At 73.5% G+C, this 23,106-nt stretch carries 23 protein-coding genes and 1 pseudogene; 10 read left to right on the top strand and 14 right to left on the bottom strand.

The genetic code is table 11. The features are described from left to right. Positions 1-6: 6 nt before the first annotated feature. Positions 7-381: a cupin domain-containing protein gene (locus ACFVYK_RS19035; protein ID WP_389775153.1), complete on the bottom strand. Its 375-nt coding sequence runs from the start codon at positions 379-381 to the stop codon at positions 7-9. Between the two features lie 97 nt (positions 382-478). Here ACFVYK_RS19035 and ACFVYK_RS19030 point away from each other — a divergent pair, with 97 nt between their 5' ends. From ACFVYK_RS19030 to ACFVYK_RS19020, 3 genes are all read left to right on the top strand, one after another. After that, a complete protein-coding gene (locus ACFVYK_RS19030; RefSeq protein ID WP_389775150.1) occupies positions 479-922 on the top strand; it encodes a MarR family winged helix-turn-helix transcriptional regulator in 444 nt (147 codons plus the stop codon). Positions 923-1,093: 171 nt separating this feature from the next. Further along, positions 1,094-2,020, top strand: coding sequence for an esterase/lipase family protein (locus ACFVYK_RS19025; RefSeq protein WP_389775147.1), 927 nt, complete (start codon positions 1,094-1,096; stop codon positions 2,018-2,020). Between the two features lie 285 nt (positions 2,021-2,305). Next, positions 2,306-2,770 carry a GNAT family N-acetyltransferase gene (locus ACFVYK_RS19020; RefSeq protein ID WP_389775145.1) on the top strand — a complete coding sequence of 155 codons (465 nt, stop codon included), beginning with the start codon at positions 2,306-2,308 and terminating at the stop codon, positions 2,768-2,770. A gap of 36 nt (positions 2,771-2,806) precedes the next feature. On the opposite strand, the gene ACFVYK_RS19015 is transcribed toward ACFVYK_RS19020, so the two are convergent. Continuing rightward, complete coding sequence (locus tag ACFVYK_RS19015) at positions 2,807-2,941, bottom strand: hypothetical protein (protein WP_133913577.1); 135 nt, start codon at positions 2,939-2,941, stop codon at positions 2,807-2,809. Positions 2,942-3,081: 140 nt separating this feature from the next. On the opposite strand from ACFVYK_RS19015, the gene ACFVYK_RS19010 reads away from it, so the two are divergent. Next, positions 3,082-3,696 (top strand): class I SAM-dependent methyltransferase, encoded by a 615-nt coding sequence (locus ACFVYK_RS19010; protein ID WP_389775142.1) that lies wholly within the window; start codon positions 3,082-3,084, stop codon positions 3,694-3,696. A gap of 120 nt (positions 3,697-3,816) precedes the next feature. Here the strand turns inward: ACFVYK_RS19010 and ACFVYK_RS19005 are convergent. Both ACFVYK_RS19005 and ACFVYK_RS19000 read right to left on the bottom strand, forming a co-directional pair. Next, positions 3,817-4,319, bottom strand: a pseudogene (locus ACFVYK_RS19005) (DUF402 domain-containing protein). Beyond that, positions 4,300-5,235, bottom strand: coding sequence for a GNAT family N-acetyltransferase (locus ACFVYK_RS19000; RefSeq protein ID WP_389775140.1), 936 nt, complete (start codon positions 5,233-5,235; stop codon positions 4,300-4,302). The pseudogene ACFVYK_RS19005 and the gene ACFVYK_RS19000 overlap by 20 nt, the downstream one beginning before the upstream one ends. 71 nt (positions 5,236-5,306) lie before the next feature. On the opposite strand from ACFVYK_RS19000, the gene ACFVYK_RS18995 reads away from it, so the two are divergent. Continuing rightward, entirely contained in the window at positions 5,307-5,675 is a 369-nt protein-coding gene (locus ACFVYK_RS18995; protein WP_389775137.1) for a GntR family transcriptional regulator, read from the top strand. A gap of 254 nt (positions 5,676-5,929) precedes the next feature. Here the strand turns inward: ACFVYK_RS18995 and ACFVYK_RS18990 are convergent, their stop codons facing one another. Together ACFVYK_RS18990 and ACFVYK_RS18985 are read right to left on the bottom strand one after the other, a co-directional pair. Continuing rightward, positions 5,930-6,703, bottom strand: coding sequence for a DUF72 domain-containing protein (locus ACFVYK_RS18990; RefSeq protein ID WP_389775134.1), 774 nt, complete (start codon positions 6,701-6,703; stop codon positions 5,930-5,932). A gap of 45 nt (positions 6,704-6,748) precedes the next feature. Continuing rightward, the gene (locus ACFVYK_RS18985; RefSeq protein WP_389775131.1) at positions 6,749-7,843 is read right to left on the bottom strand and encodes a DUF5925 domain-containing protein; all 1,095 of its coding nucleotides are present in this window, start codon (positions 7,841-7,843) and stop codon (positions 6,749-6,751) included. Between the two features lie 278 nt (positions 7,844-8,121). On the opposite strand from ACFVYK_RS18985, the gene ACFVYK_RS18980 reads away from it, so the two are divergent. Then, positions 8,122-8,928 (top strand): SGNH/GDSL hydrolase family protein, encoded by an 807-nt coding sequence (locus tag ACFVYK_RS18980; protein ID WP_389775128.1) that lies wholly within the window; start codon positions 8,122-8,124, stop codon positions 8,926-8,928. Between the two features lie 15 nt (positions 8,929-8,943). On the opposite strand, the gene ACFVYK_RS18975 is transcribed toward ACFVYK_RS18980, so the two are convergent. The 4 genes from ACFVYK_RS18975 to ACFVYK_RS18960 all read right to left on the bottom strand — a co-directional run bounded on the left by ACFVYK_RS18975 (position 8,944) and on the right by ACFVYK_RS18960 (position 15,810). Then, complete coding sequence (locus ACFVYK_RS18975) at positions 8,944-10,581, bottom strand: serine/threonine-protein kinase (protein WP_389775125.1); 1,638 nt, start codon at positions 10,579-10,581, stop codon at positions 8,944-8,946. A gap of 60 nt (positions 10,582-10,641) precedes the next feature. Beyond that, entirely contained in the window at positions 10,642-12,345 is a 1,704-nt protein-coding gene (locus tag ACFVYK_RS18970) for a nickel transporter (protein WP_389775122.1), read from the bottom strand. Beyond that, a complete protein-coding gene (locus tag ACFVYK_RS18965) occupies positions 12,342-14,153 on the bottom strand; it encodes a tetratricopeptide repeat protein (RefSeq protein ID WP_389775119.1) in 1,812 nt (603 codons plus the stop codon). Before ACFVYK_RS18965 ends, ACFVYK_RS18970 begins: the two co-directional genes overlap by 4 nt. Before the next feature lie 148 nt (positions 14,154-14,301). Further along, positions 14,302-15,810: a DUF4331 domain-containing protein gene (locus ACFVYK_RS18960; RefSeq protein ID WP_389775116.1), complete on the bottom strand. Its 1,509-nt coding sequence runs from the start codon at positions 15,808-15,810 to the stop codon at positions 14,302-14,304. Between the two features lie 211 nt (positions 15,811-16,021). On the opposite strand from ACFVYK_RS18960, the gene ACFVYK_RS18955 reads away from it, so the two are divergent. From ACFVYK_RS18955 to ACFVYK_RS18945, 3 genes are all read left to right on the top strand, one after another. Beyond that, entirely contained in the window at positions 16,022-16,564 is a 543-nt protein-coding gene (locus tag ACFVYK_RS18955) for a sigma-70 family RNA polymerase sigma factor (RefSeq protein WP_256907449.1), read from the top strand. Next, complete coding sequence (locus tag ACFVYK_RS18950; RefSeq protein WP_389775113.1) at positions 16,561-17,379, top strand: anti-sigma factor domain-containing protein; 819 nt, start codon at positions 16,561-16,563, stop codon at positions 17,377-17,379. Before ACFVYK_RS18955 ends, ACFVYK_RS18950 begins: the two co-directional genes overlap by 4 nt. A 126-nt stretch (positions 17,380-17,505) precedes the next feature. Next, positions 17,506-17,787 carry a hypothetical protein gene (locus ACFVYK_RS18945; protein ID WP_389775111.1) on the top strand — a complete coding sequence of 94 codons (282 nt, stop codon included), beginning with the start codon at positions 17,506-17,508 and terminating at the stop codon, positions 17,785-17,787. Between the two features lie 35 nt (positions 17,788-17,822). On the opposite strand, the gene ACFVYK_RS18940 is transcribed toward ACFVYK_RS18945, so the two are convergent. The 4 genes from ACFVYK_RS18940 to hmgA are packed head-to-tail and all read right to left on the bottom strand — an operon-like array spanning position 17,823 to position 22,371. After that, positions 17,823-19,061, bottom strand: a complete 1,239-nt coding sequence (locus ACFVYK_RS18940) for a CaiB/BaiF CoA transferase family protein (protein ID WP_389775109.1) — start codon at positions 19,059-19,061, stop codon at positions 17,823-17,825. Positions 19,062-19,071: 10 nt separating this feature from the next. Continuing rightward, positions 19,072-20,229 carry a type ISP restriction/modification enzyme gene (locus ACFVYK_RS18935; RefSeq protein WP_389775106.1) on the bottom strand — a complete coding sequence of 386 codons (1,158 nt, stop codon included), beginning with the start codon at positions 20,227-20,229 and terminating at the stop codon, positions 19,072-19,074. A 25-nt stretch (positions 20,230-20,254) separates the two neighbouring features. Further along, positions 20,255-21,004, bottom strand: a complete 750-nt coding sequence (locus ACFVYK_RS18930; protein WP_389775104.1) for a GntR family transcriptional regulator — start codon at positions 21,002-21,004, stop codon at positions 20,255-20,257. Positions 21,005-21,030: 26 nt separating this feature from the next. Further along, complete coding sequence (gene hmgA / locus ACFVYK_RS18925) at positions 21,031-22,371, bottom strand: homogentisate 1,2-dioxygenase (RefSeq protein ID WP_389775103.1); 1,341 nt, start codon at positions 22,369-22,371, stop codon at positions 21,031-21,033. A 161-nt stretch (positions 22,372-22,532) separates the two neighbouring features. On the opposite strand from hmgA, the gene ACFVYK_RS18920 reads away from it, so the two are divergent. Then, positions 22,533-23,069, top strand: coding sequence for a hypothetical protein (locus ACFVYK_RS18920; protein WP_389775100.1), 537 nt, complete (start codon positions 22,533-22,535; stop codon positions 23,067-23,069). The last annotated feature ends 37 nt before the right edge of the window (positions 23,070-23,106 follow it).

Here is a 23,106-nt window from a genome sequence, read left to right as displayed (position 1 = left end):
GCGGGATCAGTTGGCCCACGGGGGAGTGATCCGGGTGCCGTCGGCCAGTTCCGCCTCCAGCCCGATGGACGTGGTGACCCAGGAGAGAGCGGTGTGATCGGTCGGGTTCTCGACGGCCAGGGTCGCCCCCGGGTTGACGATCACCGTGTCGCCCGCCCGGATCCGCTCGGCGCGGCCGTCGAGGGTGAGGATCAGCTCGCCGACGAGCAGATGGAAGATCTCCTCCCGGTTGACGGTGTGCGCGGGCGCCCTGGTGCCGGCGGGGATCTCGCCCCGCCAGGCGCACAGTTCCTTGCTGCCGGTGAGGGGAGTGGCGTACGAGACGAAGCGGGCGCCGTGGATCTCGTGGGTGACGGCCTCCGAGGAGCGGACGACGGGCATGGATGCCTCCTGAGGTGCGAAGTGGTCAAGCAGCTTGACTAATCTTCTCTATGGTCAAGCTGCTTGACCATGTTGTCAAGGATGTTTCAATGCAGCCGTGCAGAACTCCGAAGCTCTCGCCCTGTCCGCCGCCCTGCTCGCCACCGCCGGTGAACTCACCCGGCGCATCGATGACGGCGTCGTCGCCCGCGGCTTCGAGGGGCGGCCCTCCTATGGCTTCGCCTTCACGCGGCTCGCCCGGGGCGGCGCGACGGTCACGGAGCTGGGCGTCCATCTCGGGGTCACCAAGCAGGCGGCGAGCCAGCTCGTCGACGAGCTCGTGCGCAAGGGGTACGTCGAGCGCCTGCCGCACCCCGGGGACGCGCGCGCCCGGCTGATCGTGCTCACCGAGCGCGGCTGGGAGTGCACCCGGGCGGCGGAGGAGGCGGCCGCCGAGGCGGTACGGGCCTGGGCCGATGTACTCGGCGAGGATCAACTGGGCGCTCTGTGCGCCCAATTGACACGTATCGCCCCCAGCGGCCCCATTCGCCCCGTCTGGTGATCGCATATCAGTGGCCGCGGCCGCCCGTGGCTATCACTGGAAGTTTTTACTGACGCGTAACTTCACACTTCACCTACTCGCCCGTAACTTGACGAGTGAACAGCATCCTCGTGATCCGGATCACAGGCGTAAGGCCATCGCACCTCCCGTGAGCCGCAAGGAGATCACCCGATGCTGCCCTGGAAACGCCTGCTCAGACCGTTCGCCGCCCTGCTGCTGGCCGCCGCGGCCGCCACCGTCCCCGCCGCCACCGCCGCCCACGCCGACTCCGCCGCCACCGAGACCGCCGTCGAGACCGCCGCCGACACCACCGTCGAGACCGCCGCCGTCACCGCCTCGGCGAGCGGCTGGAACGACTACCGCTGCAAACCCTCCGCCGCCCACCCGCGCCCCGTCGTCCTCGTGCACGGCACGCTCGGCAACTCGGTCGACAACTGGCTGGCCCTCGCCCCCTACCTCACGGTCCGCGGATACTGCGTCTTCTCCGTCGACTACGGCCAGCTGCCCGGCGTCCCGCTCTTCCACGGCCTCGGCCCCATCGACGCGTCGGCCGGGCAGCTCTCCGCCTTCGTCGACAAGGTGCTCGCCGCGACCGGCGCGGCCGAGGTCGACCTCGTCGGCCACTCCCAGGGCGGCATGATGCCGCGCTACTACCTGAAGTTCCTCGGCGGCGCGGCCAAGGTCGACGCGCTCGTCGGCATCGCCCCCGACAACCACGGCGCAACCCTCAGCGGACTCACCAACCTGCTCCCGTACTTCCCGGGCGCCGAGGACCTGATCACGGCCGCCACCCCCGGCCTCGCCGACCAGATGCCCGGATCGGAGTTCCTCGCCAAGCTCAACGCCGGCGGCGACACCGTCCCCGGCGTCCGCTACACGGTCATCGCCACCAAGTACGACGAGGTGGCGACGCCCTGGCGCAGCCAGTACCTCAGCGGCTCCGGAGTGCGCAACGTCCTGCTGCAGGACCTGTGCCCGCTGGACCTCTCCGAGCACGTGGCGATCGCGCTGTTCGACCGGATCGCCTTCCATGAGGTGGCCAACGCCCTCGACCCGGCCCACGCCACCTCCACCACCTGCGCGTCCGCGCTGAGCTGACCGCGGCCCGCTCTGCAGGATCGTTCCGCCGGGGCCTGTCCGACCTGAGCCGCCGGTCAGGCCCCGGAGTCGTGCGGCCGCCTCAGCGGCCGTGCCGGCCGCCGCCCGCCGCCCGTCTGCGCCCCGACGCGAACACTTGGTGAGGTGGACCGTGAAGGCGCCTTGTGCGGGGCGGTCACCCGGCAAGGAAACCGTGGAAACCCCTGCTGGAGGCGTTCGGTGGCGATCTTTAGGGTGGCCTTAAGGAAGTGCTGAGGCAGGGATCAGGTAGGTAGCGTTCACCGCATGACGAGCGAGGAGATCCGGCCCGCCACGGCGGCCGACGTCCCGGCCGTGAAGGCCGTGACGGACGCGGCGTACACGCACTACATCGAGCGCATCGGACTGGTGCCGCGGCCCATGGAGGCGGACCACGCGGCGAACGTGGCCGCGGGGAAGGTGTTCGTGACCGGCGACCCGGGCGGCGGCGCGGCCGTGGTCGGCCTCGTGGTCGTCGAGGCGTTCGCGGACCACCTGTTCCTCGACAGCGTCGCCGTCCACCCCGACGCCCACGGCAGGGGCGTCGGGCGGCGGCTGCTGCACTTCGTGGACGCACACGCGCGTGCCCTGGGCCTGTCCGAAGTCAGGCTCTTCACGCACGTCATGATGTGGGAGAACCAGAGGATCTATCCGCGGTACGGCTACGAGCTCGTGGAGCGGCGGGCGGACGGGCCGTACGAACGCCTCCACTACCGCAAGCGGCTGGGCTGAGCACGGCGGCGCCCGCGTGCACCGCGCTCGCGGCCGTCAGCCGTCGGGCCACCAGGTGCGGGCGATGTCCTTGCGCACCTCGGGGCGTCCGGCGGGCCGTTCGTCGGCCTCTTCGCGGATCCGGCGGGAGTCCGTCTTCTTCAGGGGCTTCTGCACGGTCGTACGGCGCATGGCTGCCTCCTTCAGGATCTCCCGAGTTCCGCGATCTCACGGAGGTAGACCCTTTCGGGGAGACTTCCTCATCGTCCCCCGGTCTGTCAGTGGCGGGTGTCACGATTCGAGTGTCAGTGGCAGGTGCCACTCTGGGGCACATGAGCGAAAAGAGTGACACAACGACTTCGCAGGGTGTCGACTGGGACGCCGCAGCGGCCGCCTTCGACGAGGAACCCGACCACGGTCTGCGCGACCCCGACGTGCGCGCCGCCTGGGCCGAGCGGCTGCGGACCTGGCTGCCGGAACGCCGCTGCGACCTGCTCGACCTCGGCTGCGGCACCGGCACCCTGTCGCTCCTCGCGGCCGAACAGGGACACCGGGTGACGGGAATCGACCGGTCCCCCGCCATGATCGACCTCGCCCGCGCCAAGCTCGCCGGCCGTGACGCGGCGTTCCTGGTCGGGGACGCGGCGGCGCCGCCCGTGGGCGAGGAGCGCTTCGACGCCCTGCTCGTCCGGCACGTGCTGTGGACCCTGCCCGACCCCGCGCGCGTCCTGCGGCACTGGCGCGGTCTGCTGCGCCCGGGAGGGCGGCTCGTGCTGGTCGAGGGCGTGTGGGGGGCCGTCGCCCCGGTCGGCATACCGGCGGACCGGCTCACCGCCCTGCTGGCCCCCTCGGCCGGGCGGATCCGCGTGGAGCCGCTGTCGCAGGACGCGCGGCTCTGGGGCGGCCCAGTGAGCGACGAGCGGTACGCGGTGGTGGCCATGGTCTGACGCTCGGGCGGGCCGCGGTGGCGGCCCTGGTGTGGCGGACCCGGTGTGGCGGCTGCGGCCGCCGGGTCGGCCGAGCCGACGCCACCGGTGTGATCGCCGCGCCGGGTCGGCCGGGCCGCTTCACGCCAGCAGCGACTCCAGGCCGCCGTCGAGGCGGGCGAGTGCCTCCAGTTCGTCCAGGGCGGCCACCGCGGCGGCGGCGGCCGCCGGGTCCCGCCGCGCGAGCCCGCTCGCGTCGAACTCGTCCTCGTCCAGCCGCCGTACGTCCGTTCCGTCGGCGGAGCGCCACAGGTCCAGGTCGAGGTCCTCCACGACCAGTTCGCCGCCGGACAGCGTGGCCGGCCGGGTGCGTCGCAGTACCAGCCCTTCAACGCGCCCTCCGCGTCGCGGACCTCCTTGACCGCGTACCAGCGCTCGCGCCAGTAGTACTCCGTGAAGACGTCGCCCGCCTCGAACCGGACGAAGCCGAAGTCCCGGACGCCCGCACCGGCCCAGGGCGCGCGCACCGCGATCCGGGCGCCGTCGTCGGACAGCAGCTCGGCCCGGTAACGGATCTTCGTCCGCCCGGCCTTGACCAGGACGACATCCACCGCACGCACCGGTTCAACCGAGTTCGCGGACATAGCGCACCTCCGTCGCGCAGATCTCGTACCCGAACCACCGGTTGATCGCGAGCATCGGCTCGTTGCCCGCGTCGTTGCCCGTGTACGCCTGCGTGTACCCCGCCGCGCGGGCCCGGTGCAGGGAGTCGTTCTTGACGAGCTTGGCCAGACCCCGGCCGCGATGGGCGCGGGCCGTCCCGGTCATGCCCGTGCCGTATCTGCCGGCGTCACCGGTGTGGGCCACGCTGAAGGCGACCGGACGGCCGTCGGCCACGGCGACCGAGGTCAGCTCCGCGTTCAGGTGCGGGTGCTTCCAGTACTCCTCCACCCAGGCCTCGTAGTCCGTGAACTCGGTGGCGACGTCGCCCGGTTCGTCCGAGCCGGCCTCCGCGTCGAGGGCGAACAGCGGGCGCGGGTCGTCGGCGAAGTCGGCGGCGGTGCGCAACTCCACCCCGGGCGGCGGGTCCTGAGGCGGCGGCAGCGCGGCCCCCGCCAGGTCCAGGCGCAGGAAGTGCGCGCTGCGTCCGGCCCGGTAGCCACGCCGCTCGGCGAAGGCGCGGTTGCCCGGCTCGTCCAGCACCCAGGCGAACAGCTTGGTCGCCCCGTGCGCCGCGAGGTGCTCCTCGGCCGCCCGCACCAACCGCGCGCCCGCCCCCAGCCCGGTGCGCGCCGGGTCCACGTACACGTTGAGGGAGCCCTGCCCGGGCTCCGGGCTGTCATGGACGAGGCTCACCTGGGCGGTGCCGACGACCTCGCCGTCCGCCACGGCCACCAGCGTGCGGGCGTGGGCGCCGGGGAGGGAGAGGGAGAGGGAGAGGCCGTGCAGCACGGAGGCCGGGCTGAAGTACACGTAGGGCAGCGCGAGGTGCCGGACCCGGACGAAGCCCTCGATGTCGGCGGGCGCGTCGGGGCGCAGATCGCGCACGATGACGGTCATGTGGACGCACGTTACGGGCGGACGGCTCGGGTGTGCCTCTCCTTTTCCGCGGGTGCGGGACAATCGGCCCCGTGACCTTGAAGATCCATGTCGATGAGGGCGCCGCGCCCTACGAGCAGGTGCGCGCGCAGATCGCCGAGCAGGCCCGGTCCGGAGCGCTGCCGGTGGGCTACCGGCTGCCGACGGTGCGGGGCCTGGCCGAGTCGCTCGGCCTCGCCGCGAACACCGTCGCCAAGGCCTACCGGGCCCTGGAGGCCGACGGCGTGATCGAGACCCGGGGGCGCAACGGGACGTTCGTCGCCGCCTCGGGCCCGGCCGCGCAGCGGGAGGCCGCGGCCGCCGCGGGCGTCTACGCCGAGCGGGCGTTGCGGCTGGGGCTGACCGAGGAAGAGGCCGCGGCCGCCGTACGGGAAGCCCTGCGGGCGGCCTACCAGGCCTGATGGGCCCGCGGGACCAGCCCCGGACGACCCGGCCGGGCGCGATCCGACCGGATGACGCGGCCGCACGCGATCTCGCCCGGACGATCCGGCCGGGCGCGATCCCGCCCGGAGGGCGCGGTCACGCGCGATACGCCCCGGACGACGCGGCCGCACGCGATCCCGGCCGGAGGGCGCGGTCACGCGCGGTACGTCCCGGATGACGCGGGCGCGCGTTCAGTCCCGGGGGACCGGCCGCACGTGATCGGCCGGGGCGGTCAGTCGCGGGTGGCGAGCGCGCGCGGGGTCCGCGTCGGCCTCAGGCCCGCCCGCTCCGCCGTCCTGCCGAACAGCGCCGCGTCGCCCACCGCCGCGCCGCCCGGGTCGTTGTTGAAGTACGCGTAGACGTCGGCGTCGCGCGCCCAGGTCGTCGCGATGCGGTCGACCCAGGTCTCCAGCGCGCGGTGCCCGTAGCGCGGCCACGGCTGGGCGCGCCCCTGGTGGAAGCGGACGTACCCCCAGTCGGCGGTGCGCCACAACGGAGCGACCGGGCGGGACAGGACGTCCGCCCAGCACAGGGCCGCGTCCCTGGACCGCAGCACCTCGCGCACCTCGGCGTTCCACCAGGAGTCGTGCCGCGGCTCCACCGCGACCCGCGTGCCCGTGGGGAAGCAGGCCAGGCAGGCGTCCAGCAGCCCGGGGTCGGCCCGCAGGGTCGGCGGCAGCTGGAGCAGGACGGGGCCCAGACGGGGCCCGAGGCCGGCCGCGTGGGTCATCAGCCGCCGCACCGGCTCCTCGGGGTCGCGCAGCCGCTTGATGTGGGTCAGGTAGCGGCTCGCCTTCACCGTGACGGTGAAGTCCGACGGGACGCGGGCGGCCCAGGACGCGAAGGTCTCCCGCGAGGGCAGCCGGTAGAAGGCGTTGTTGATCTCGACGGTGGCGAAGTGCGCCGTGTACTCCTCCAGCCACCGCCGCACGGGCACGTCCGCGGGGTAGAGCACGCCCTTCCAGTCCTTGTACTGCCAGCCCGACGTACCGACGTACAGCGTCATACCTCCATCAAAACACCTGGGCCGGATCCGCGTGGCCCCCGGCGTTCACAGGTACAGGCCCGCGTCCGTCCCGCCCCGCGGCTCCGGCAGCGAGGTGGGCGAGACGCCCCGGCGCAGCGCGTACAGCTCCGCCAGCGTGGCGCCCTCGCGGCCGACCCCCTCCTTCGTGCCCAGCCAGTCCACGGCCTCCCGGCGGGTCAGCGGGCCGACCTCGATGCGGGCCAGACAGCGGCCGGGGCGCACCACGGCGGGGTGCAGCCGCTCCAGGTCCTCGTTGGTGGTGACCCCGACCAGCACGTTGCGGCCCTGCCCGAGCAGGCCGTCGGTGAGGTTCAGCAGCCGGGACAGGGCCTGCCCCGCGGTGTGCTTGGCCTCCCCGCGGATCAGTTCGTCGCAGTCCTCCAGGAGCAGCAGCCGCCAGCGGCCCTTGCCCGTGCCGTCCTCCTCGCCGATCGCGATGTCCATCAGATAGCCGACGTCGGAGAAGAGGCGTTCGGGGTCCAGGACGCAGTCCACCTGGCACCACTCCCGCCAGGAGCGGGCCAGGGTGCGCAGCGCCGAGGTCTTGCCGGTGCCGGGCGGGCCGTGCAGCAGGAGCAGCCGGCCGGCGATGTCCTGCGGGGTCGTCGTCATCAGGCTGTCCATCGCCTCGGCGACGGGGGCCGTGTAGTTCGCGCGCACCTTGTCCCAGGTGCCCGCGGAGATCTGACGGGTCGTGCGGTGCGGGCCGCGCCGGGGGGAGACGTACCAGAAGCCCATGGTCACGTTCTCGGGCTGGGGCTCGGGCTCGTCCGCCGCGCCCTCGGTCGCCTCGTCGAGCACCTTGGCGGCCAGTTCGGCGGTGGTGGCGGTGACCGTGACGTCGGCGCCGCGGTTCCAGCGCGAGACCAGCAGCGTCCAGCCGTCCCCCTCGGCCAGGGTGGCGCTGCGGTCCTCGTCGCGGGCGACCCGCAGCACACGGGCGTGCGCCGGCAGCAGGGTCGCGCCGGAGCGTACGCGGTCGATGTTCGTGGCGTGCGAGTACGGCTGCTCGCCGGTCGCGAAGCGGCCGAGGAACAGCGCGTCGACGACATCGGACGGCGAGTCGGAGTCGTCGACGGTGAGCCGGATCGGCAGAGCGTCCTGTGGCTGGGCAGACATGCGGCCATGATCGGGCACCCGGCCCCCGTCCGCACCCGGTTTCCGGGGTGCGCTGCTGGGCCGGGAGTGTCGCGCAGGCCCGTTGCGACGGATCCTGCCGACCACCCCTGCCCGTGGTGAACGGCCCGGCGCGCCGCGGTCCTGTGGCCCCTGGTGGCGACGGACGCCCGTGTGCACCGGGGGACTTGGCGGCCCCGAAAGTTTTGGCATGGACACTTCCCCTCAACGCGGCCGGTTGCTACGAAAGTTGTGGCAGAGAACCTGCTAAAGGAGGTTCCATGAGACGTTCCCGACTTGTCGTATTCGTCAGCTCAGTCCTCCTCGCCCTCGGAACCGCCCTCACCGGGGCGGCCTCCGCGCAGGGATCCCAACTCGCCTCCACAGGCGGCTACGTGGCCCTCGGCGACTCCTACTCCTCCGGCGTCGGCGCGGGGAGCTACCTCAGCTCCAGCGGCGACTGCAAGCGCAGCACCAAGGCGTACCCGTACCTCTGGAACGCCGCCCACGCCCCCGCCTCGTTCACCTTCGCGGCTTGTTCGGGAGCCCGTACGGGTGATGTTCTGGCGAGTCAGCTCGGCGGCCTGAGCTCCTCCACCGGCCTCGTCTCGATCACCGTCGGCGGCAATGACGCCGGATTCGCCGACGTCATGACGACCTGTGTCACCAGCTCCGACAGCGGCTGCCTGAGCCGTATCGACACCGCCAGGGCCTACGTCGACTCCACGCTCCCCGGCAAACTCGACGGCGTCTACTCGGCGATCCGCTCCAAGGCGCCCAACGCGCGCGTCGTCGTCATCGGCTATCCCCGCTTCTACCGCCTCGGCGCGCTCTGCCTCGGCCTGTCCGAGACCAAGCGCTCCGCCATCAACGGCGCGGCCGACTACCTCGACGCCGCCGTCGCCCGGCGCGCCGCCGCCCACGGCTTCGTCTTCGGCGACGTGCGCACCCCGTTCGGCGGCCACGAGATCTGCTCCGGCAGCTCCTGGCTGCACAGCCTCGACCTGCTGAACATCGGCGAGTCCTACCACCCGACCGCGTCCGGCCAGTCGGGCGGCTACCTGCCCGTCCTCACCGGCACGGCCTGAGCCCCGCCGCCCGGCTCATTCGGACGGCGAGGACGAGGGGGAGGCCCCGCCCGACGGGGTCTCCGTCTCGCAGGTGACCGAGAACGGCACCGCCTCCGACGTCGCCTTCACCGGGTCGCGCACCTCGACGGCGATGGCGTTGCGGTACGTGCCGCTCTCGGCGTACGTGGACACGGTCACCTTGTCCTGCTTCGACTTCCCGCCGCCCGACGGGAAGTCGAGCGTCTTCCAGGTGTGCCCGGACAGCTCGCCCTCCTGCGACACCCAGCGGTAGGACACCGTCGCGGGCAGCCGTCCCACCGTGATCGTCGCGGTGAAGGCGGGCGCGTCGGCGTCCGGCGGCGGACACGCGCCGGAGTAGTCCGTGTGCGCGCCGGCGACGCTGACCCGGACCGTCTGCTCCGGCGCGGCGGAGGAGGCGCTCTCGCTCGGGCTCTCGCCCGAGCCCGGCGACTCGGCGGCCGTCTCACTGGACTCCTGCCGCGGCGCGGGCGAACTCACCGCCTCGGAAGCGCTGTTCGTGACCCCGCCGGAGCCGCCCTGGTGGCCGCCGTCGTGATTCAGCAGCCCGTACGTCAGCCCGGCGACCGCCAGCGCCAGCACCGCCGCCCCCGCGACGAGGAGCAGGCCGGCGCGCCGGCCCCGGTCCGGTTCCGCCGAGGAGGCGGTCGTCCCGGGGGAGCCCGCCGGGACGGTCGTCCAGGGCGGGGGCGCGGCGGAGGCGGGCGGCTCGTGCCGGAAGGGTTCGGCCGGGGTCTGCGCCGTCGGCGGATACGGCGCCCCGCGGACGGCGTCCGCACGGGTGCCGCCCGCTCCGTAGGGCGTGCCCCCGGCGGCGACGAGCCGCAGGTCCCGCTCGGCCCGGTCGGCGGGCAGCCGTTCGGCCGGATCCTTGCGCAACAGCCCGTCGATCACCGGTGCGAGCGGTCCGGCCCGGCGCGGCGGCGGCAGCTCCTCGTCGACGATCGCCCGCAGCGTGCTCAGCGGAGTGTCGTGCCGGAACGGGGAGTTGCCCTCGACCGCCGCGTAGAGCAGCACGCCCAGGGACCACAGGTCCGACTCGGGCCCCGGCGTACGCCCCAGCGCGCGCTCCGGCGCGAGGAACTCGGGGGAGCCGATGACCTCGCCGGTCATGGTCAGCGCCGAGGTGCCCTCGACGGTCGCGATGCCGAAGTCGGTGAGGACCACCCGGCCGTCGTTCGACATCAGCACGTTCGCCGGCTTGACGTCCCGGTGCAGCACCCCCGCCTCGTGCGCGGCCCGCAGTGCGGCCAGCACCTCGGCGCCGATGTGCGCGGCCCGCGCAGGGTCGAGCGGACCCTCCGCGTCGAGCAGTTCGGCGAGGGAGATCCCGTGCACGATCTCCATGACGATCCACGGCCGCCCGTCCTGGGTCGCCACGTCGTACACGGTGACGACGTTCCGGTTCGCGACCCGGGCCGCGGCCCACGCCTCGCGCTCCAGCCGGGCGTACAGGCGCTCGACGTCGGAGGCGGCCAGCCCATGCGGCGCGCGCACCTCCTTGACGGCGACCTCACGGTGCAGCACCTCGTCACGGGCCCGCCACACCGTGCCCATGCCGCCCTCGCCGAGCGGGGTCAGCAGACGGTAGCGACCCGCGATCAGACGTTCACTGCCCGGTTCTTCGAACACCGCGCCCCCATTTCGCTCTTCGCATCCGGGCGAAAACCTCCGCAACCCCACCAACGTAGCTCAGCCCAGTACGGATGCGGCCCCCTTGAGCACCAGTCCGGCGCCGAGGGCCACCACGAGGAAGGCGGACCACAGGGGCAGGTTGCGGCGCACCAGCGTCACGGCCGGGTGGCCGGTCCAGCGCGGCTGCCGGTCCAGCAGGCGGGTGGCGCCCGCGCCGAGCCGCACGACGGCGAACCCGGCGGCGGTCAGGGTCAGCGCGAGGCCGACGCCGTACGCGACGACGAGCAGCAGTCCGAACCAGGCCTGCCCGAGCGCGGCCGCGCCGACCAGCACGACCACCGCCGAGGGACTGGGCACCATGCCGCCGGCGAACCCGAGCAGGAGCGTGCCGCGCAGGGTGGGGGCGACGGCATGGCTGTGGGTGTGGCCGCCGTGGGTGTGCGTGTGCCCGTGCTCGTGCCCTTGCTCGTCTTCGCGGGGACGCTCGTGGTCGTGGTCGTGGTCGTGGTCGTGACCGGGCTCGTGGGCGTCGCCGTGGTCGTGATGGGCATGCGTGTGCGCGGTGGTGGCCCCGACGAGGGCGAGTTGACGGTCCGCGGTCTTCGCGGGCTTCGGGGGGTGGGAGTGCGCGCCCTGCGGGTGCGGGTGCGGGTGCGGGTGCGGGTGCGGATGGGGGTGGGGATGCGGATGGGTGTGTCCGTGTGCGGCGCCCGCGCCGCCGCGGCCGCGCCAGGCGCGACGGGCGAGGGTCGCGCCCGCGAAGAGCACCAGCGCGCCGCTCGCCAGCCCCAGCCAGGCGATCACCGAGGGCGCCGCGGCCGAACCGGCGGTGACGAGGAGACCCAGGGCGACGACGCCGAGCGTGTGGGTGACGGTGACCGACGCGGCGAGCGGGAGGACGTCCTTCATCCGCGCCCGGCCGCCCCGGGCGGCCGCCGTCGCGGCCATGATGGTCTTGCCGTGGCCGGGGGCGACCGCGTGCAGCGCGCCGAGACCGACGGCGATCACCAGGGCCAGCGCGGCGAACCCGAGGGTGAGGTGCTGACGGGCGACCAGGTCGTCCAGGGCCCGGGTCCAGCGGTCGGCGCCACGCGGCAGCACCGACGCGGCCGGCGCGTCCCGGTGCTCCTCGACGAGCGCGGCGCCGCCCGGCCGCACCCGCAGGGACGCGGTCGCGGTGTCCGCCGGGGAGGAGAGCAACTCCTTGGGGTAGCTGGTCAGTTCGCCCGACACCGACTTCTCCGGGACGTCGGAGGCGGTCAGCGTCATCCGGTCGCCGCGCGCGGTGATCTCCCGCCAGCCGGGTCCGGAGGAGACGCCCGCGCTGTGGAAGCCGACGGACACGGCGCCCCCGTCGGCGCCGTCGGGCAGCGGGGCGGTCAGCCGGCACGCGACGCGCAGGGTGTCGAGCCCCGCCTGACCGGGCCGTACGGACGCCTTGGCAGCGCCCGCCGTGAGGGTCACGGCACGGCCGTCGACGGTGAGCCTGCTGCCGGAGGCGGCCGTGGCGCAGCGCTCCTTCGCCCAGGCGTCGATCCCGAGCCGCTCGATGTCGGGCTTGGCCTGGGTCGCCGGGATCTCGGCGAGGTCCTCGACGTGGTCGACCCGCAGCTGTCCCGGGGCGGCCACGAGACCGTCGTAGCGGTTGACGGTGAAGTTGCCCAGGGGGTGCGCGCTCGCGCCGGCGGAAGGAACCAGCACGAGCGCGCAGCCGGCCGTGAGCACGGCCGCGCAGGAGGCGAACAGCCGACGGGCGCTCACTTGCCCGCCTCCGGCGTCTTGAGCGCCGCGCGGGCCTGCCGGGCACCCAGCGGTGAGAAGCCGGGGTTCAGCTTCAGCGCGGCGGCCAGGTGGGTGCGGGCGTCGGCGGGATGTCCGGCGGCCTTCTCGATCACGCCGCGGTGGTAGAGGAAGGCCGCGTTGCGGAAGCCGGTGGCCGTGGCCTGGCGGGCGTAGGGGAGGGCCTCGGCGTCCTTGCCGTTGACGTGCAGGGCCCAGGCCAGGGCGTCCGCCGTGTGCACGGTGTGCCGGCGGGACCAGTCGTCGCGGGCCGCCCGCAGGGCCGTCGCCCGGTCGCCGTGGTCGGCGGCGGCGAGCGCGGTGTCCAGGTCGGCGTTGACGCCGTTGGCGCGGGCGATCGCCGTCCACGCGTCGACGAGCGTGTACTGCTCCTCGGCCTTCTCCTTGTCGCCCGCACGCCCCCGGGCCTCGTACAGCTCGCCGAGCTCCACCAGAGGTCCGGGCAGCGGATAGCGGGCGACGATCAGCTCCAGTCCTTCGACGGCCTCCGCCTGCCGGCCGCTCGCCGCCTGGGCGCGGGCGCGGCCCTCCAGCGCGGGGAGGTAGTTCTCGTCGGCGGCGAGGGCGCGGGCGTAGTGGGTGAGGGCCGTGGCGTAGTCGCCCTGGTTCCAGGCGAGCTGGCCGAGCTGGGCGGCGACGTAGGCGATGTCTCCGGGCGAGGTGGACGCGGCGAGCGCGCGCTCCAGGACCCGGCGGGCGGTGGCGACGTCGCCGCGCAGTTCGTGGACGTAGGCGTAGCGGGTGAACACCGGGACCCCGGGCCGCCTCAGGTCCGCGAGCTTGACGGCGGCCTCGGCGTCGTCGTAGCGGCCCAGCTCGACGAGGGCGTCGATACGGGAGCAGAGGGCCCGTTCGTTGTAGGGGTTCTGCCGCAGGGCCCGGTCCGCCAGCAGCAGGGCGTCGGCGAAGTCGTGCCGCGCGGCGGCGAGGGCGGCCCGGCCGGCCAGCGCCTGGTCGTTGTCGGAGCGCAGGGAGAGGGACCGCTTCAGGGCCTGCTCGGCCTGCGGATAGCGGGACGGGTCCCCCTTGGTGCGGGCCTGCTCGACGTAGGCCAGCCCGAGGGTGGCCCACCCGCCGAAGTCCCTGGGCTGGGCGCGCAGATGGGCTTGCAGGGCGGTGATGCTCGCGTCGAGGTCGCCGCCGGCGAGCAGACCGGGGGAGACTGCGGCGGCGGTCGCCACGGGCGTGTCCCGTCCCTCGCGCGCCGCTCCGAGCGCGATCACCCCGGCGGTCAGCGCCACGGCCAGCATCGCGGCGCAGGCGGTGAGTTGGGCGGCCCGCCAGCGACGGCCCGCCGCCCCCGCCCGCCGCACGGCGGCGACCCGGTCGTCGGCGCCGGCCTCGACCGCGGCCTCCGCCTCGCCTGCCGCGTCACGTGCGTCGGCGTCCGCGTCGGTCCCGTCGTGCTCGGTCCCGTCATGTCCGGTTCGGTCGTGTCCGGTCCCGTCGTGTCCGGTCTCGTCGTGCTCGGTTCCGTCACGGTCGGCTCCCGCGGCGGTGGGGGAGGCGGCGCGGGCGTCCGTGTCGGCCTCGGCGAGGGGGACCGCGCCGGCTTCCGTGCCCGCGCCGGCGTCCGTCCCGGCATCGGTGCCGGCGTCGGCGGCGCGGGGCTCGTCGCCCGTCACGGTCCGCGTGCCGGAGGCCTCCGTGCCGGAGGTCTCCGTGTCGGAGTCCGGTGCGCCGGTGACCGGCCGGCCGGTGACCGGCGCCGGTCGGGCACAGGCCGGTCGGGTGGGCTCCGGTTCGCCGTCGTTCGTCCGCGGGGACATGCCCTCTCCTAGGTCGCCTGAGGTGGTTCTGTGTGCTCGCGTGAGGCGGCGCGGCCCGCGCCGTGGGGGATGAGTACGCGGGCCGCGCCAGTCGGTGGGGCAGGGCCGGGGAGCGCAGGATTCTCCCCGGCCCGCTCAGTGGGAGGGCCTAGTAGGCCCGCCGCCGCCCCCGCCACCACATCAGGCCGCCGCCGATGAGGAGGATGCCCGCCGCGCCGGCGCCCGCGGAGGACGCGATCAGCGTGGTGTTGTCCGCGGAGCCCGTGAGGGCGTCACCGAGCTGGCTCTTGACGTCGGCGCCGCTCTTGGCGGTCGCGCCGCGCGACCCCTCGGTCGGCAGGGCGATGTAGGGGAAGTACTTCTCGAAGCTCTTGTCGTTCTTGTCGACCGCGTCGCCCAGGTCGTTCTTGGAGCCGACCAGCTCGCCCTCGACGACCTGGAGCGAGGCGTCGATCACGTCGTCGGTGAGGCGACGGCCGTTCGGGAAGCCCGCGTTGTCGCCGTCCAGGACGCCGAGCCGCTTGGGGCTGGCGGTCGGCTTGATCGAGGTGTTGAGGCGCAGCTCCTCCGACGGCGTCACGTAAGGGGGCTGGTTGAGGCCCTTGACGCCCTTGAGGAACACGTCGACGAGGTCGTTGCGCGGCTCGGCCGGCGCCTTGATCTTGTAGATCGCCTCGATGAGCTTGGGCAGCTCGGGGTTGGTGACGTTCTTCAGGAACTGGCCGTCGTCCTTGGGCTTGGACGCGTTGAACTTGTCCTTGTCCTTGATCGGGTTGACGACCTCGTTGACCAGCGGGTTGCCCAGCCGCGAGACCTGCGTGTAGTAGCCCTCGGCGTTCTGGCGCTGGGTGGTCGACCAGACGCCGACGACCGGCTGGTGCTTCGACTCGGCGATCAGGTCGTTCGGCACCTGGAGGGCGATCGTGTTGACGTTGTAGCCCTTGAGGGTGTCGTTGCCGACCTCGGAGAGGTCGCCGCCGTACAGCAGATCGAAGACGCGCAGGTCGGCGAAGAACGGGTCGTCGGCCTGGCCGGCGAACGTCTTGGAGCCGTTGGACAGCTTGTAGATCGCCTGGTCGCGCAGCTTCGAGTACTTCGGCATCGAGGCCTTGCCCACGTTGGACGGGGCCACCGGCACGTCGTCCGCGAGCTTGGTCTCGTGCTCGACCTTCCCCTTCTTGAGCTTGATCAGCTCCAGGTCGTAGGACTGCGTGACGTTCAGGTCGGGGTCATACAGGCTGTCGACCACGCCGGTGTTGTAGAGGAACGACTTCCGGTTCTTGACGTTCGTCTTGAAGGTGTAGCGGAAGATCAGGTCTTCCTTGGCGTCGCCGTTGTTGTCGATGCGGACGTCGTACTGGGCGTCCTCGGCGAACTGGTAGAAGTTCGGGCCTCCGCCGGGCTCCTCGAAGGGGATGACGTTCGCGATGATGGTCGTCGTGTCCGGATGGTCCGGGCTGACGAACGCGTAGAGGTCCGTGTTGTCGTACTGCGGGGTCCCCGAGATGAGAGGAGCCTCCCGGTGGCTGGAGGCGTAGGCGGCCCCCGGGGCCAGCGCGGCCGCGCCGGCGGCTGCGAGCCCCCCGGCGGCCAACGCACCGCATATGAGGGTCGCGACGCTCCTGCGTCCGTTGCCGCTCCTGGAGAAAGCTGTCATGCCGTCCGTCCTCTGTGCCAAGTTGCCTGACGGACAGTGATACGGAGCGGAGGGCGGGTTCGGATTGGTCCGGAGCAAAAAACTTTTTCTTTCCTGCTCACCCGCGTTTTCGCCTCTTCGATCCGTACCCATCCACCGGAGGTGTGTTCGTTTGCGGATGCCTGGTGTGACGGGGCGGCCCGGGTGCGGCGGTCGCAGGGAGGGGGACGGCATGGAGGCGGACGAGCTTCTGGTGCTGGTGGCGGGGGGCGACCAGCGGGCGTTCGAACGGCTCTACGCCCTCGTCTCCGGGCCGGTGTTCGGACTCGTGCGCCGGGTCGTGCGCGATCCCGCGCAGTCGGAGGAGGTCGCCCAGGAGGTGCTTCTGGAGGCCTGGCGTTCCGCCGGCCGCTTCGACCCGAACCGCGGCAGCGCGCTCTCCTGGATCCTCACCCTCGCCCACCGCCGGGCCGTCGACCGGGTGCGCAGCGCCCGGGCGGCCGTCGACCGCGAGCAGCGCGAGGCCTCGCGCTATCACGATCCCGCCTTCGACCAGGTGGCCGAGGAGGTCGAAGCGGGTCTGGAGCGCCAGTTGGTCCGCCGCTGCCTCAACCGGCTGACGGCCCTTCAGCGCCAGTCCGTCACCCTCGCCTACTACGACGGCTACACGTACCGTGAGGTGGCCGACCGGCTCTCGCTGCCGCTCGGCACGGTCAAGACACGGATGCGTGACGGGCTCACGCGGCTGCGCGACTGCCTGGGAGGCGCCGCATGAGTCTGCTCGGCCTGTTCCGCCGCGAGGACCCGCACTCGCTGGCCGCCCCCTACGCGCTCGACGCGCTCGACGCCGACGAGCGGCGCCGTTTCGAAAGACACCTCAAGGGCTGTGTCCGCTGCGCCGCCGACGTGCGGACGCTGGCCGAGGACGCCGTCCGGCTCGCCTGGTCGGCGGCCGCCCCGCCGCCGGCCGCGATGCGCGAGCGGGTGCTGGCCGCCGTGCAGCGCACCCCGCAGGAGGCGTCGCGCGCGCCGGTGCGGGGGCATGCGCCGCAGCTGCCCCCGCACGTCTGGGGCACGCAGCCACCGCCGGGACGCTCCCGTACGCCCCGCGCGCGCCGCCCGCTGTTCGTGCCGCTGGCGACGGCCACCGCCGCCGCGGCTCTCGTGGTCGCCTCCCTCTTCGCCGTCCAGGCCGGCCGCGCCCAGGACCGGCTGAGCGCCGAGCGCGCCCAGGCACGTGAGATCGCCCACGTTCTCGCAGCCCCGGACGCCCGGGCGGGCAACGGGAAGGACGCCGAGGGCCGCAGTATCGGAGTGATCGCTTCCGCTTCGGAGGGCCAGGCGATCGTCACCTTGAGCGGATACGGTGCGTTGCCCACCGGACAGGTGCATCAACTGTGGGTCATGCGCCCCGGCGCACAACCGCGCTCCCTGGGGATCTTCGCGGCCGACACGCCCTTGGTCGCCGACGGTCTCGACAAGGCGGCGGCGTCACTCGCTGTGACCGTCGAGCCGGACGGTGGATCGCCACAGCCCACTACTCAGCCCGTTGTCCAACTCACCCTGAAATCGGTCGGATTCGGAGAGTGATCGGGGAGGGGTCGTCAACCCCCTTACGGGGAAGGTGAATCAGGTGAGCTCGATACATGTGTGCCTCGACGGGGCGATAGGGTTACCCTGCCCGGGCCGGGTGGACTCGTACGGGTGGGGAGTGACATGGAACAGATAGCGATGCACAGCAGGGCGCGGGTCCCTGCGATCACCTGCGGGAGCAGTGCGACCAGTTCGCGCCTGGACCGCCATCTCTCGGTGCTGGGAGGTCCCGCCATACCGCAGCGGGAGACGGTCGAGGCGACCTCTCTGATGCGGGAGCTGACGGCGCGTGAGCCCGTGCGCGACCCCGGTTCCAGGACGACGCGGGCCCGGGTCAGCCGCGTCTCACTCTTCGCGCCCCTGCGCCGACTGCGCCGCTCGATCTTCGGCGGGAACAAGCACTGACCGGCCGGCCCGTCCTCACCTGCTGAGTCCCGCGCTCAGGCGGCCACACCGTCCCGGCGCAGCGCTGCGATCTCCTCGTCCGTCATCCCCACGGCACGCAGCAGCGCTTCGGTGTGCTCGCCGAGCGCGGGCACGTCCCCCATCGGCGCCTCCGCCCCGCCCGGCAGCGTGATCGGGGGCAGCAGCGCCCGCAGCGGTCCGACCGGCGTCCCCACCTCCCGCCATCGCGCGCGGGCCGCGAGCTGCGGATGCCCGGCCAGTTCGTGCAGGTCCCGCAGGCGCGCGCACGCGATGCCCGCCTCCTCCAGCCGGGCCAGCGCGTCGTCCGTGCCCAGCGCGCCCAGCGCCTGCGCCACCAGGGCGTCCGTGTGCTCCCGGTTCGTCACCCGTGCCGCGTTCGTCGCATACGCCGGATCCGTGCCCAACCCCGCCTGTCCGAGGACCTGTTCGGCCAGTCGCCGCCACTCCCGGTCGTTCTGCACCGACAGCAGCACCTGTCCGCCGTCGGCCGTGGCATAGGCGTCGTAGGGCGCGATCACCGCGTGCGCGAGGCCGGTGCGCGCCGGGGCCGTGCCGCCGTGGATCGTGTGGTGCAGAGGGTGGCCCATCCACTCGGCGAGCGCCTCCAGCATCGACACCTCCACCGGGCCGCCCCGCCCGGTCGTGCCCCGCCGCACCAGCGCCGCCAGCACGCCGGAGAAGGCGTACATGGCCGCCGCGATGTCCGCCGCGGGGATGCCCGCCTTCACCGGCTGTCCGGGCGTCCCGGTCACCGACACCAGCCCGGCCTCGCACTGCACGAGCATGTCGTAGGCCCGCTTGCCGGCGTAGGGGCCGCTCGGCCCGTACCCGGAGATGTCCACGGCGACCAGCCGCGGATGCGTCGCGCACAGGGTGGCCGCGTCCAGGCCCAGCCGGGCCGCCGCGCCCTGCGCGAGGTTCTGCACGAACACGTCGGCGCCGGCGATCAGCCGGCGTACGACGTCCAGCCCGCGCGGATCCTTCAGGTCCAGCGCGACGGACTCCTTGCCGCGGTTGCACCACACGAAGTGGGAGGCGAGGCCGGCGGCGGCGGTGTCGTAGCCGCGCGCGAAGTCGCCGCCGTCGATCCGCTCCACCTTGATCACCCGGGCCCCCAGGTCGGCGAGCTGCCGGGTCGCGAACGGCGCCGCGACGGCCTGCTCCACGGCGACGACGGTGAGCCCCTCCAGGGGCAGCGGCTGAGGCGGGGACGAGGGCGCGGGCGCCTGGTCGACCGGATCCACGGAGTCCATGGGGTGGAGCCTAGATCAGGGCGAACTGGCCCTCCGGGCCCTCCTCGTGGTGGTCCAGGACCGTGGCCGGAAGCCGTGCCCACCGCGGGACCGGCAGGACGCCCGCCGCGCGCAGCTCCGCCGCCGTGACCGGGTCGGCCGTCGTCAGCTCGGCCCGCCGGGCGGCGGTCTCCGCCAGCAGCGTCAACACCGTGATCAGCTCCAGGAGTTCGGAGGTCCACGTCTGCTGCCAGGTCGCGGGGCGGATCGCCGCCAGCGGGCCGGCCCCGGTCGCCGGCGCGGTCCGTGCCGCGAACCACTGCTCCAGCACCCGGACGCCGCCCGTCTCGAAGTCCCAGGCCTCGGGCGGGACGGGGGACACCCTGCCCTCGTCCAGGTGCAGGCTCTCCTCGTCGCGGTCGTAGTGCAGGGTGAGGGGGCGGGCGGGGAGCGGCGCGCGGACGTAGGGGCGGCGGCCGCCGGGCAGCCTGGGGCGCTCGCCGTCCCGCCGCAGCAGCCACAGGGCGCGGTGGCCGGACTCGACGCCGCGCGCCCACACTTCCGGGTCCCGGGTGAGTGGCACGGTGAGGTCGGGGCGGACGGCGGTCAGGGTCCACGCCAGGAAGTCCACCGGATCGGGGGAGTGGCCGAGCCGGCGCAGCAGGTCCGGCAGCCCCGGCGCGAGGTTGGGCTCGGCGCCGCCCGGCCGCCGGTACAGCGGGCGGACGCGGCCCGGGCGCAGCAGGGGCAGGCGGGAGGTCGCCAGCAGCGGCAGGCGCGGCGAGTCGGGCAGGTCGACGGCGAAGATCTGCGCGTCGTCCGCCACCCGCCACAACTCCGGGCGGGCCGCGTCGATGAGGCGCTGATCGGGGATCAGCCACTGCTCGTCGAAGGGCGCCGCAAGCACCCGGACGGGCTCGGGGCAGGGGCCGTCGGCGCGGGCCAGCTTCCGTGTGCCGCCGACGAGGCCGGGCAGCTGTCCGACCGCCGAGTGCAGGGTGCGCGAGCGCGTCGGCTCGAACAGGGCCTCGCGGTCGGCGCCTTCGGCCCGGAGCAGGGCGTTCCAGCGGGCCTTCAGGGACGCCGGGTCGGGCGCCGCCGGCCACGCCCGGCCGAGCCGCGGCGGTGCGACGGACCACGGCATGAGGTCCGCCAGCGACGGAGCGTCGTCGTGCGTCACGCCGGGCATCGTACGACGCCTCGCGGGCGGCGCGTCACGTCGCGTCGAGCGTGACCGTGAACGAGAAGCGGTCGCCCCGGTAGTGGATGACGGCCGCGTCGAGGACCCGGCCGGAGGCGTCATGGGTGACTCCGGTGTAGTGCAGGATCGGGCTCAGCAGCGGGACCCGGAGCAGCCGGGCCGTCTCGGGGTCCGCCAGCCGCGCCTCGACGGTGTCCGTGATCCGGCCGATGTCCGCGCCGACGACGTCGCGCAGCACCTTCGTCATGGGCCAGCGGAGCAGGTCGTCGGGGTCGATGCGGGCGGCCAGTTCGGGGCGGACGTAGTTGCGGGCGTGGTTGGTGGGCTCGCCCGTCTCCTCGTCGCTCCTGAGACGGTGGTAGGCCGCCACCTCGGTCAGGTCCGGGAAGTGCTCGGCGACCTCGGCCGGGACGGCCGTGCGGCCGTGGTCCAGGAGCTCGGTCGTCATGCCGGACTGCTGGGCCACGATCGCGTCGACCGAGCCCAGCAGCCGCACCGGGGCCCCGCGCCGCGCGGTCGGCTCGATGAACGTGCCCCGGCGGCGGTGCCGGGTGATCAGCCCCTCGTCCTCCAGTTCCTTCAGCGCCTGCCGCATGGTCAGCACGCTCACCCCGTAGTGCCCGGCCAGCTGCTCCTCGGTGGGCAGCCGGAGCGGGTCGCGGGGCGAGCGGCCGAGTATCGAGGCGCGCAGCGACTGCGACACCTGGTACCAGAGCGGCAGCTTCCGGGTGAGGACGATCGAGTCCGGGGCGAAGGAGGTCACGGGTTATCCGTACCGGTCGGCACCGTTCAGTGCAATGTGTCGCCCGCGGGCCGGAAGTGGCGTTCGAGGCCCTGCCAGACGTCGTCGTAGCGCTGTTGCAGATGGTCCGCGCGGGCCGCCTGCGGGGTCAGGACGAGCGGCCAGCGCGTCTCGAACATGAACGCCAGCCCGTCGTCGATCTTCTGCGGCCTCAGTTCGGCGGCGCTCGCCCGGTCGAAGGTCTCCCGGTCCGGGCCGTGCGCCGACATCATGTTGTGCAGCGAACCGCCGCCCGGCACGAAGCCCCCCTTCCCGGCCGTCTTGGCGTCGTAGGCGCCCTCGATCAGGCCCATGTACTCGCTCATCACGTTGCGGTGGAAGTACGGCGGCCGGAAGGTGTCCTCGCCGACCAGCCAGCGCGGGGCGAAGACCACGAAGTCGACGCCGGCCACGCCGGGGGTGTCCGAGGGCGAGGTCAGCACGGTGAAGATCGACGGGTCGGGGTGGTCGTAGGAGACGCTCCCGATGACGTTGAAGCGGCGCAGGTCGTAGACGTAGGGCGCCAGGTTGCCGTGCCAGGCCACGACGTCGAGCGGGGAGTGGTCGTAGGTGGCGCTCCACAGGTGGCCGCAGAACTTGTTGACCACCTCCACCGGTCCCTCGACGTCCTCGTACGCGGCGACGGGCGCCCGGAAGTCCCGGGGGTTGGCCAGTCCGTTGGCGCCGATCGGTCCGAGGTCGGGGAGGCGGAAGGGCGCGCCGTAGTTCTCGCACACGTAGCCGCGGGCCGAGGCGTCCAGGAGGTCGACGCGGAAGCGGACCCCGCGCGGGATCACCGCCGTCTCGCCGGGCTCGACACGCAGCAGCCCGAGCTCCGTGCGCAGCAGCAGCCCGCCCCGCTCGGGGACGATCAGCAGTTCGCCGTCGGCGTCGCCGAAGACCCGGTCCATGGAGGCGTCCGCGTGGTACAGGTGCACGGCCATGCCGGTGCGCTGAGCCGCGTCGCCGTTGCCGCCGAGGGTCCACAGGCCGGCGAGGAAGTCGGTGCCGGCGGGCGGCTCGGGCAGCGGGTCCCAGCGCAGCCGGTTGGGGTCGGGCACCGTCTGGCCGAACGGACCGGTGCGGATCGCGCCGTCGCCGGAGCGGGTGAACGCCGGGTGCGCGGCCGAGGGACGGATCCGGTACAGCCACGAGCGGCGGTTGTGGGCGCGCGGCTCGGTGAACGCCGTGCCGCTGAGCTGCTCCGCGTACAGACCGAGGGGCGCGCGCTGGGGGGAGTTGCGGCCGTCCGGCAGGGCGCCGGAGACGGCCTCGGAGGCGTGCTCGTTGCCGAACCCGGAGAGATAGGTCAGCCCCTCGGCCGTCTTGCGTGCGTCCCCGCTGCTCATCATGGCTCCCTTGCCGACTGATTCCTATGCATCACCGTAGGATTGCGTTTTCCCGGACGCAAGAGGTCCGCTTCTCCTCCTCTGGGAGGACGATCACCGCACGGCCAGAACCAGACTTCAGGGGGATCCGCGTGCCGGACCGGTGCTCTAACGTCCTGAGCATGTCGTGGACGCGCACTCTCCCCGCCGCGCTCGCGGTCTGTGTCCTGTTGCTGACCGGATCCGTGGGCTGCGGCTCCAGCGGTACGCGGGACGGGGAGGACGCGGACTCCCCCTCGCCCGTGGGCAAGGTCCTGGACCACACCGACGACGACGGGCGCCACTACCGCGAGGTGGCGAAGAAGGGGGCGCCCGAGGTGGGCGTGGAGGTCCAGCCGGACGCCCACGGCGGCTGGGACGCGCGGGTGAAGCTGACGCGTTTCCGTCTCTCGCCGGCGGGAGCGCCGCAGAAAGCGGTCACCGGCCGCGGGATCGCCCGGCTCTACGTCGACGGTCAGCAGGTCGCCGACCTGCGCAGCCCCTCGTACCGCATTCCGGCCGGCTATCTCCCGCACGGCACGCACGAGGTCACCGTCCGGCTGTACGCGGACGACGCGACGGTGTGGGCGGTGGAGGGCAAGCCGGTGGAGGCCATGGCGGACGTCACGGCCTCGGAGCAGTCGCCCGCCGCGTCCCCGCCCGGACCACCGCCCTCCTGAGTGCATCAGGCACCTTTCTCCGTACCCAGGGGCGAGG

Source organism: Streptomyces sp. NPDC058291 (assembly GCF_042880855.1).
Lineage (GTDB): Bacteria > Actinomycetota > Actinomycetes > Streptomycetales > Streptomycetaceae > Streptomyces.
The sequence above is the reverse complement of the archived record's forward strand: the minus strand, read 5'-3'. Positions and strand labels throughout refer to the sequence as shown.

What these genes read in the sequence shown, in the direction of transcription:
- ACFVYK_RS19035 (WP_389775153.1), bottom strand. Translation starts at nt 381, where the DNA reads ATGCCCGTCGTCCGCTCCTCGGAGGCCGTCACCCACGAGATCCACGGC.
- ACFVYK_RS19025 (WP_389775147.1), top strand. Translation starts at nt 1,094, where the DNA reads ATGCTGCCCTGGAAACGCCTGCTCAGACCGTTCGCCGCCCTGCTGCTG.
- ACFVYK_RS19020 (WP_389775145.1), top strand. Translation starts at nt 2,306, where the DNA reads ATGACGAGCGAGGAGATCCGGCCCGCCACGGCGGCCGACGTCCCGGCC.
- ACFVYK_RS19015 (WP_133913577.1), bottom strand. Translation starts at nt 2,941, where the DNA reads ATGCGCCGTACGACCGTGCAGAAGCCCCTGAAGAAGACGGACTCCCGC.
- ACFVYK_RS19010 (WP_389775142.1), top strand. Translation starts at nt 3,082, where the DNA reads ATGAGCGAAAAGAGTGACACAACGACTTCGCAGGGTGTCGACTGGGAC.
- ACFVYK_RS19000 (WP_389775140.1), bottom strand. Translation starts at nt 5,235, where the DNA reads ATGACCGTCATCGTGCGCGATCTGCGCCCCGACGCGCCCGCCGACATC.
- ACFVYK_RS18990 (WP_389775134.1), bottom strand. Translation starts at nt 6,703, where the DNA reads ATGACGCTGTACGTCGGTACGTCGGGCTGGCAGTACAAGGACTGGAAG.
- ACFVYK_RS18985 (WP_389775131.1), bottom strand. Translation starts at nt 7,843, where the DNA reads ATGTCTGCCCAGCCACAGGACGCTCTGCCGATCCGGCTCACCGTCGAC.
- ACFVYK_RS18980 (WP_389775128.1), top strand. Translation starts at nt 8,122, where the DNA reads ATGAGACGTTCCCGACTTGTCGTATTCGTCAGCTCAGTCCTCCTCGCC.
- ACFVYK_RS18965 (WP_389775119.1), bottom strand. Translation starts at nt 14,153, where the DNA reads ATGTCCCCGCGGACGAACGACGGCGAACCGGAGCCCACCCGACCGGCC.
- ACFVYK_RS18960 (WP_389775116.1), bottom strand. Translation starts at nt 15,810, where the DNA reads ATGACAGCTTTCTCCAGGAGCGGCAACGGACGCAGGAGCGTCGCGACC.
- ACFVYK_RS18955 (WP_256907449.1), top strand. Translation starts at nt 16,022, where the DNA reads ATGGAGGCGGACGAGCTTCTGGTGCTGGTGGCGGGGGGCGACCAGCGG.
- ACFVYK_RS18950 (WP_389775113.1), top strand. Translation starts at nt 16,561, where the DNA reads ATGAGTCTGCTCGGCCTGTTCCGCCGCGAGGACCCGCACTCGCTGGCC.
- ACFVYK_RS18945 (WP_389775111.1), top strand. Translation starts at nt 17,506, where the DNA reads ATGGAACAGATAGCGATGCACAGCAGGGCGCGGGTCCCTGCGATCACC.
- ACFVYK_RS18940 (WP_389775109.1), bottom strand. Translation starts at nt 19,061, where the DNA reads ATGGACTCCGTGGATCCGGTCGACCAGGCGCCCGCGCCCTCGTCCCCG.
- ACFVYK_RS18935 (WP_389775106.1), bottom strand. Translation starts at nt 20,229, where the DNA reads ATGCCCGGCGTGACGCACGACGACGCTCCGTCGCTGGCGGACCTCATG.
- hmgA (WP_389775103.1), bottom strand. Translation starts at nt 22,371, where the DNA reads ATGAGCAGCGGGGACGCACGCAAGACGGCCGAGGGGCTGACCTATCTC.
- ACFVYK_RS18920 (WP_389775100.1), top strand. Translation starts at nt 22,533, where the DNA reads ATGTCGTGGACGCGCACTCTCCCCGCCGCGCTCGCGGTCTGTGTCCTG.